8 protein-coding genes are annotated in these 6,266 nt (G+C 37.9%); 2 read left to right on the forward strand and 6 right to left on the reverse strand.

From position 1 onward, the window contains the following. Positions 1-17: 17 nt before the first annotated feature. Complete coding sequence (locus GYY70_RS02115) at positions 18-608, reverse strand: CHAP domain-containing protein (protein ID WP_174831121.1); 591 nt, start codon at positions 606-608, stop codon at positions 18-20. A gap of 326 nt (positions 609-934) precedes the next feature. On the opposite strand from GYY70_RS02115, the gene GYY70_RS02120 reads away from it, so the two are divergent. Then, the gene (locus GYY70_RS02120; protein WP_174831123.1) at positions 935-1,579 is read left to right on the forward strand and encodes a hypothetical protein; all 645 of its coding nucleotides are present in this window, start codon (positions 935-937) and stop codon (positions 1,577-1,579) included. A 36-nt stretch (positions 1,580-1,615) separates the two neighbouring features. Here GYY70_RS02120 and dtd read toward each other — a convergent pair whose 3' ends face one another. The 5 genes from dtd to minC form a co-directional block, all read right to left on the reverse strand. Then, complete coding sequence (gene dtd, locus GYY70_RS02125; RefSeq protein ID WP_174831125.1) at positions 1,616-2,050, reverse strand: D-aminoacyl-tRNA deacylase; 435 nt, start codon at positions 2,048-2,050, stop codon at positions 1,616-1,618. Between the two features lie 173 nt (positions 2,051-2,223). Then, entirely contained in the window at positions 2,224-3,150 is a 927-nt protein-coding gene (locus GYY70_RS02130) for a hydrogen peroxide-inducible genes activator (RefSeq protein ID WP_174831127.1), read from the reverse strand. Beyond that, entirely contained in the window at positions 3,150-3,416 is a 267-nt protein-coding gene (gene minE, locus GYY70_RS02135; RefSeq protein ID WP_025329959.1) for a cell division topological specificity factor MinE, read from the reverse strand. The genes GYY70_RS02130 and minE overlap by 1 nt, the downstream gene beginning before the upstream one ends. Before the next feature lie 3 nt (positions 3,417-3,419). After that, on the reverse strand, positions 3,420-4,235 hold the full coding sequence (gene minD / locus GYY70_RS02140; protein ID WP_025329960.1) for a septum site-determining protein MinD: 816 nt from the start codon (positions 4,233-4,235) through the stop codon (positions 3,420-3,422). Positions 4,236-4,297: 62 nt separating this feature from the next. Continuing rightward, on the reverse strand, positions 4,298-5,029 hold the full coding sequence (gene minC, locus GYY70_RS02145; RefSeq protein WP_025329961.1) for a septum site-determining protein MinC: 732 nt from the start codon (positions 5,027-5,029) through the stop codon (positions 4,298-4,300). Between the two features lie 133 nt (positions 5,030-5,162). Between minC and GYY70_RS02150 the strand changes: the two genes are divergently transcribed. Next, entirely contained in the window at positions 5,163-6,056 is an 894-nt protein-coding gene (locus GYY70_RS02150) for a Rossmann-like and DUF2520 domain-containing protein (protein ID WP_174831129.1), read from the forward strand. The last annotated feature ends 210 nt before the right edge of the window (positions 6,057-6,266 follow it).

Here is a 6,266-nt window from a genome sequence, read left to right on the forward strand (position 1 = left end):
CATCATGTAATTTGCTTTTAACGTTTACGTAAATAACCTAAAACACGAAAAGAATCTATTTTCCATAATCCATATTTATAAATTAACGGAAAAGTGGCACGACTACTGGCAGTAGGACCAGGATTTTGCTGAACGATCTCAATATCATTGTCAGTAACTTTACTGATAATGGCTACGTGACCATATTTAGACCAGCCTAAGACAATAATATCGTCAACTTGAGGTTTTGTGGGAGAGCCGTTATGGAACTGAAGTAAATTACGTTTAGGATTAAGATTTCCATCTGGTATCGAATCATCAAAAAATTGTTTGGCATGCCCGTAACTGTCAGGCATTTTATGATTAAAGCGTTCATAATAGTAGCGCTTAATAAATTCGACACATTGATACTTTAATCCTAAATTATAGTCATCTGGTGCTATATTTCTTTCACTCACATGGCTGATTTTTCCATTGTAGTAAATCTTAACACCATTGAATTCATCGACAACCGTACCTATTTTGCTTTCATCGACAAAGAGATCTTCATATACATAATAAAAACTGAATCCTAATAATATTAGTATAATAATTACTGGGAAGAAAACTTTTTTAGATTTAAGTAACATTTTGTTTTCTAATTATTTAGTATATTATCATTATGTTAATTAATAATTAAAAGTAAATTTAAGAAGCATGAAGTAATTTTATGATTTTTATTTATGTGGTTAAGTGCAATCTTTGAAATTATCAGAAACATCAGGAGAATAAATTAAATAACGTAAACTCTGTACTTATATTACAATAATATAAAAAATACCCGTACACCAGATAATTTGTCTTACAATTATATTTTGTAAAGATTTCAGTCACTGGTTAATTATCCAAATCAGCAAATTGTGCTATAAAACTACATTGTGTATGTATTTAAATGTGGACGTAACGAGTAATTGTTATGCAAAACAAGTTCAGATTTAGCTTTTATTTCATTATCTGTTTATTGTTTTTCAGTGATATGGATGTGGTTTGGGCTGAAGACACAACAGCAGCTGTGTCCACAGCCAGTGAGCCTAAATCTGTGGTCTGGTATGCTTGTCCGCTGGCAAATAATCATGTCAGCTATACAACCAAACCTTTAGATGTTCAGTGTCAGATTGCAAAGTATCCACCTGCAGATGATGATAATCTAAAAAAATATTCTCTGGAAAATCAGAATGCTCCGGGTTTAGAGCAATTGCAGCGTCTTTGGTACAGTGCTGAATTTGGACAAGACAGTGACTTAATGAAAACACCGGCTTCTCCCAAAATAGGTATTTCACTGCGACAACAGCCCCCGAAACCTGAAACTGTGACTATGATTAGAAATAAAAATAATATGGCTACAGTACCGGCTAAAATAATCACTATACCCAAACTGACACCAAAACAACTGGTTCAGCGTGATATTGCCAGTGAACAGAATGCATTGACAATAGCGCAGCAAAAGTTGCGTCAGGCACAAAAGCAGGGAGCAACAGCACAAATTCAGCGCTGGCAACAAAATATAACAGACCGGCAAGCCAATATCCGCGTATTAAAGCAGGAACTTAGCCGATACTAAAAATTAATTTGTTTGCTATTGAATAAATACAAGTACTCAAACTTGCAGCCAGAATGTTACCGGTCCGTCATTAATCAGGGAAACCTGCATATTTGCGGCAAAGATACCAGTTTTAGTCACAATTTGTTTCTGGCATAATTCAACAAAATAATTATACAAATCATTGGCTTTTTCTGGTGCTGCACCTTTTGTAAAACTAGGGCGCATCCCTTTTTTAGTATCAGCAGCAAGCGTAAATTGTGAAACAACCAGTAACTGACCATTAGCCTGCTTAACGTTCAAATTCATTTTATTATCTTGATCACTAAAAATCCGATAACCAAGTACTTTGTCACAGAGACGTTCAGCTTTTTGTAAATCATCTCCTTCTTCCACACCTAATAACACCAGTATTCCCTGATCTATTTGTCCGACTATTTCAGAGTTTACATAGACGCTGGCTTCTTTCACACGTTGTATTAATGCAATCATAGAAAATCCTGTTTCGAATCTGTTTGAATTTAAATTCATTTATAGATTACAGATTATTTAATCAATTTCATATGATTAAATAATCTGTAATCATATATAACTTAAATCAGAAAATTTTGTGCATCAAAAAACGCCTGTTATAGAGTACAGGCGTTTTTTGATTGCTCTAAAACTTAATCAGCATCATGAATAAATTTTACCCCAGTTAACTGCGAAGCCAGAATAGCAGATTTAATCATGCGCAAGGCTTTAGGACGGACAAAATTGCGTCTGGAAGCCAGAACAACGCGCCGTTCCGGTGTCGGTCTGGTAAAAGGAATAATACTGAACAACAGATGATCATTCTCTGTTAAAGCTGTAGCTGGCATGACACTAATACCCAGACCACTGGCCACCATATGTCTGATCGTATTGATAGAACTTCCCTGAATACTATTAGACAGTCCCTGAATTTTCTGACGTGAAGCCAATTCCTGACAGCTAGCTAGTACATTATCACGCATACAGTTGCCTTCGGTGAGTAATAATACCCGTTCTTCACCTAGTTGCTTTGGTGTAACTTCGTCCAATTGCTCGAAAGCATGGCCTTTTGGAACAATAACAAAAAAAGGCTCATCATAAAGCGGAATGGTTTCCAACCCGGTTTCATCAAATGGCTCTGCTACCACAATAGCATCCAGATCACCACGCTTAAGTGATTCTTTTAATACATCTGTATAGTTTTCATCCAGCTGTAATGGCATTTCTGGAGCCATCTCTCGCAAAGATAAAATCAGCTTTGGCAGCAGATATGGTGCAATGGTAAAAATCAGACCAAGTTTAAATATTCCTTCCAGCTCACTCTGTTCCTGATTTGCCATTAGCTTAATACGATCAGCTTCTTCAAGAACACGGCGAGCCTGTACCACAATTCGCTGGCCAGCATCAGTTGTCATTACCTCATTACTGCTGCGATCAAATAATGCCAGCCCAAGCTCCTCTTCCAGCTTCTTAATTGCAATGGATAAAGTAGGCTGACTTACAAAACATCGCTGGGCAGCACGTCCAAAATGTTTTTCCTGAGCTACAGCCACAATATAGCGCAATTCAGTCAGCGTCATTAACTGGCCTTTTTCTTTCCTGTTTCAGGTAAAGTAATATTCAATGCCAATACATCCATACCGTTTTTCTTTTCCTGAGAAATATGAATATCATTTAAAGAAACATGAACGTATTTTGATAACACTTCTAGTAACTCTTTTTGTAGTGTAGGTAAATAGTCCGGTGTATGAGTAGCTCGCTCCTGCGCAATAATAATTTGTAAACGATCGCGAGCCGTTTTTGCGGATTGTTGCTTCTTACCAAAAAGAAAATCTATTATAGACATGTCTTATCCTCCAAACAGTCGCTTGAGAAAACCTTTTTTCTCAGTATCCAGAAAACGGATTGGACGATCCTCACCCAGCAAACGAGCAACAACATCTTTATAAGCTTCAGCAACAACTGAATTTTCCTGCAAAATAACCGGCGTACCAGAATTAGATGCCTGTAATACATTTTGTGATTCAGGAATGACACCAATTAATGGAATACGCAAAATATCCTGAATATCCTGTACAGACAGCATTTCACCTTTTTCTACACGCTCAGGTGAATAACGGGTAATCAGTAAATGCTCTTTTACCGGTATCCCATTAGTTTCGGCACGGCGAGATTTGCTGGATAAAATACCCAGAATACGGTCAGAGTCACGTACACTGGAAATTTCTGGATTAGTAGTGACGATGGCTTCATCAGCAAAATATAAGGCCATTAATGCACCTTGTTCAATACCAGCTGGTGAATCGCAGACTACATATTCAAAGCCCATCTTCTCAGTCAGATCTTTCAAAACCTTTTCTACACCGTCGCGGGTAAGCGCATCTTTATCCCGGGTCTGAGAGGCAGGTAACACATAAAGATTTTCACAGTGTTTATCTTTAATTAATGCCTGATTCAGGGTAGCTTCATCCTGAATAACATTAATCAGATCATAAACTACACGGCGTTCGCAACCCATAATCAAATCCAGATTACGTAAACCCACATCAAAATCAATTACCGCAGTTTTATGGCCTGCTAAAGCCAGACCTGTTGAAATACTGGCACTGGTTGTGGTCTTACCAACACCACCTTTACCTGACGTCACCACAATAATCTTTGCCACAATCAAAATCCTTTTTGTTATATAAATGAATCTGTCAATACATTCAAAAATCAGTCATAAAATTAATGTGCCTGAATCGCACTAAGCACCAGCCGGTCATTCTGCAGGAAAATCTGTACAGGGTGACGATACAGATGTGCTGGTAATTGCTGATCAAAAATGCGATAAATTCCTGCTACCGATACCAGTTCGGCCTGCATAGACTGTGCAAAAATGCGAGTATCCTTATTTCCGGCAGCACCAGCCAAAGCCCGGCCGCGTAAAGGGCCATAGATGTGAATATTGCCATCCGCAATAATTTCCGCCCCTTCACTTACCAGTCCCAGAACAATTAAATCAGATTTTTCTGCATAAACCTGCTGACCGGTACGAATAGTGCGATCTATTACCAGCGTTGGTAAGGCAGAAACAGATGAAGTAAATTTTTCTTTTTCAGTAATTTGTGGTATTTGCGCCTCAGTTACAGCTTTGACGCGTGCACTGGCCTGTTCCTCTGGAAGAATGCTAAAGGCAATATTATGCTGTTTGGCCAGATTGGACCAGGATAAATCGGTATGGCGGATAGCAATAATGCGCAAATTATATCGTGCAAACAGCGCAATCAGCTTCGCTAAATTCACATTTGCCTGATTGGAAAGATTTTGCAGATCCAGAGTAAAAGGCATATTGCGTAAATTACCAAAACGTTCTGCCCGTTGCTTTAGTTCCTGGTTAATCAAAGTCAGATCATCTGTCAGTAATTGTACTGACAGCGTGTCTAGACGCGCAGATTTCACATTAAAAGCAGCATTCATTAACGTGTTTGCCCAAGTAAATTATGGTTAGAATATAGAGTAAGTATTGAAGTGTACCGTTTTGGTTAAAAGGCTTCAATTGCAACACGAAGCCTCAGGTAAAATAATCGTCTTTTAGTTAGAAAAATTAATAATGACAACTAGCTCCATTTGCCTGAAAAAAGCACACAGGCCAAGCGTAAACATTGTTGGTGCAGGTAAGGTTGCCTCAACATTAGCCATAATCTGGCATCAAAGTAAACTGATTAATATTCAAGCAGTCTGGAATCGTAATTTTTCAGCCGCAGAGTATCTTAAAAATCACATACCACACATCCAAGTACACAAACAGCTAGAAGCATTACCACAAGCGGATATTATAGTCATAGGTGTTAGCGATCAGTTCATTGAAGAAATTAGTAGGAAAATACATCAAATTGACTGGCTAAAGGCTGACACATTGATACTTCATTTTAGTGGTGCATTAAATAGCAATATATTAATACCAAACAATCAACAAAAATTATTAGTAGGTTCATTACATCCGGTATTTGCCTTTGCTTCGATAGAAACGGCCATCAATACTTTACCGGGGCATCTATGTGCAATAGAAGGCGATGCAGAAGCATTACCTTTATTATATAAATTGGCACAGGCAGCAAACTTATCCTGCTTTAATATTGATTCTGCTCAGAAAAGCCGTTATCACGCCGCTCTCTCCATCAGTGCAAATTTTTTAGTAACATTAAATGCTTTCGCAAGAAATATATTAGCTTCACTGTCTTTGTCGCAAGAATTAGCAGAAACTCTAGTAAATCAACTAATGCAGCAAAATCTCAATCAATTACAGATGATGTCTCCAGACAAAGCCTTAACCGGCCCCATTAAACGTGGTGACAGCAATACCATTGCCCGCCACTGGCAATCATTAAAACAATCAGAACAAACACTATATAAAGCATTGGCAGAGCAAACCTTACACTTAACCACATTGAGTGCAGAAAAACAGCAACAGATTTTGCAAATAATCAATCCGCAAGAAAATTAGAAAGTACATACACAGCTAAAGAATACAAATTTGATGTAATCAAAAATAATGGATCAAAAATAAACTTAGGAAAAACAGTTGAATGAGGAGAAAGTCAAAAATAAATGCAGGCAGGAGTTGACAGGGGGTTTGTGGAGGCGTATAGTTCGCCTTCTTCGCTGATGACGCGACACGAAACAAACGAACAGTTTAAAGTAGAACGCAGTCGAA

Source organism: Snodgrassella sp. ESL0324 (assembly GCF_013344955.1).
In the GTDB taxonomy this organism is placed as follows: Bacteria; Pseudomonadota; Gammaproteobacteria; order Burkholderiales; family Neisseriaceae; genus Snodgrassella; species Snodgrassella alvi.

Excerpts from the sequence above, each read along its gene's own strand:
- GYY70_RS02120 (WP_174831123.1), top strand. The coding sequence starts at position 935 with ATGCAAAACAAGTTCAGATTTAGCTTTTATTTCATTATCTGTTTATTG.
- GYY70_RS02150 (WP_174831129.1), top strand. The coding sequence starts at position 5,163 with ATGACAACTAGCTCCATTTGCCTGAAAAAAGCACACAGGCCAAGCGTA.
- minC (WP_025329961.1), bottom strand. The coding sequence starts at position 5,029 with ATGAATGCTGCTTTTAATGTGAAATCTGCGCGTCTAGACACGCTGTCA.
- GYY70_RS02115 (WP_174831121.1), bottom strand. The coding sequence starts at position 608 with ATGTTACTTAAATCTAAAAAAGTTTTCTTCCCAGTAATTATTATACTA.
- GYY70_RS02130 (WP_174831127.1), bottom strand. The coding sequence starts at position 3,150 with ATGACGCTGACTGAATTGCGCTATATTGTGGCTGTAGCTCAGGAAAAA.
- minE (WP_025329959.1), bottom strand. The coding sequence starts at position 3,416 with ATGTCTATAATAGATTTTCTTTTTGGTAAGAAGCAACAATCCGCAAAA.
- dtd (WP_174831125.1), bottom strand. The coding sequence starts at position 2,050 with ATGATTGCATTAATACAACGTGTGAAAGAAGCCAGCGTCTATGTAAAC.